Source organism: Methylobacterium sp. EM32, from assembly GCF_040593685.1.
Classification (GTDB): Bacteria; Pseudomonadota; Alphaproteobacteria; order Rhizobiales; family Beijerinckiaceae; genus Methylobacterium.
Map to the genome: position 1 here is coordinate 1 of NZ_JBEXZS010000162.1, position 1,181 is coordinate 1,181.

Consider the following 1,181-nt stretch of genomic DNA (forward strand, 5'->3'; position numbering starts at 1 on the left):
CTAGTGTCCTGCGTCTGAAGTTTGTGGCAAAGTGTGGGTTTGTTGGGAGGCGCCGATGGCCTACCGTGTCCCCACCTCGCTTGACCTGAGCGCCGAGGAACGAGCTGAGCTTGAGAGCTGGGCCCGCCGCCGCAAGACAGCCCAGGGGCTCGCCCTGCGTGCCCGCATCGTGCTTCTGGCCTCCGATGGACGGAGCAACACCGCCATCGCGGCGGAACTGAGCACCGGCAAGCACACGGTCGGCAAGTGGCGCGAACGGTTTGCCCGCGAACGCACGGATGGCCTGCTGGATGAACCTCGCTCGGGAGCCCCGCGCCGGATCGGCGACGAGCAGGTCGCCGAGTTGATCGAGCGCACGCTCTGCGAGCGGCCCCAGGGTGCCACTCACTGGAGCCAGCGCAGCATGGCCAAGGCCAGCGGGGTGTCGGGCGCGACGGTCGGGCGCGTCTGGCGCGCGTTCGGCCTGCAGCCGCACCGGTCCGAGACCTTCAAGCTCTCGACCGATCCGCTGTTTGCCGAGAAGGTGCGCGACATCGTCGGGCTCTACCTGGCACCGCCGACCCGCGCCCTGGTTCTGTGCGTGGACGAGAAGTCCCAGGTTCAGGCGCTCGATCGCACGCAGCCGCTGCTGCCGCTGCGGCCCGGGCAGGTGGAGCGACGCACGCACGACTATGCCCGGCACGGCACCACCAGCTTGTTTGCCGCCCTCGACGTGAAGGCCGGGACTGTGATCGGGCAGTGCTACCCGCGTCACCGCGCCAGCGAGTTCCGTTGCTTCCTGGATGAGATCGAGGCGGCGGTGCCGGCCGACCTCGACGTGCATCTGGTGCTCGACAACTCGGCGACGCACAAGACCAAGTTGATCCGCGATTGGTTGGCCAGGCGCCCGCACTATCACGTGCACTTCACCCCCACCTCCGCCTCGTGGATCAACCAGGTCGAACGATGGTTCGGTCTGCTGACGGAGCGAGCGATCCGGCGTGGGGTTCATTGCTCCGTCGATGAGCTTGAACGCGACATCCGCGCCTTCATCGAGGCCACGAACGCTGATCCCAAGCCGTTCCGGTGGGTGAAGTCGGCCGACGCCATCCTGGCCAGCGTCAAACGCTTCTGCCTCAGAACACTCGAAGCTGCGCCAGAGCCAACGCCTTTGCCACGAACTTCAGATGCAGGACACTAGT

1 protein-coding gene is annotated in these 1,181 nt (G+C 66.7%); it reads left to right on the plus strand.

Features of this window, described 5'->3' with window-relative positions; genetic code table 11:
- Positions 1–55 precede the first annotated feature (55 nt).
- On the plus strand, positions 56–1,180 hold the full coding sequence (locus tag ABZT49_RS21080; protein WP_355288694.1) for an IS630 family transposase: 1,125 nt from the start codon (positions 56–58) through the stop codon (positions 1,178–1,180).
- Position 1,181 lies beyond the last annotated feature (1 nt).

What these genes read in the sequence shown, in the direction of transcription:
- ABZT49_RS21080 (WP_355288694.1), top strand. Translation starts at nt 56, where the DNA reads ATGGCCTACCGTGTCCCCACCTCGCTTGACCTGAGCGCCGAGGAACGA.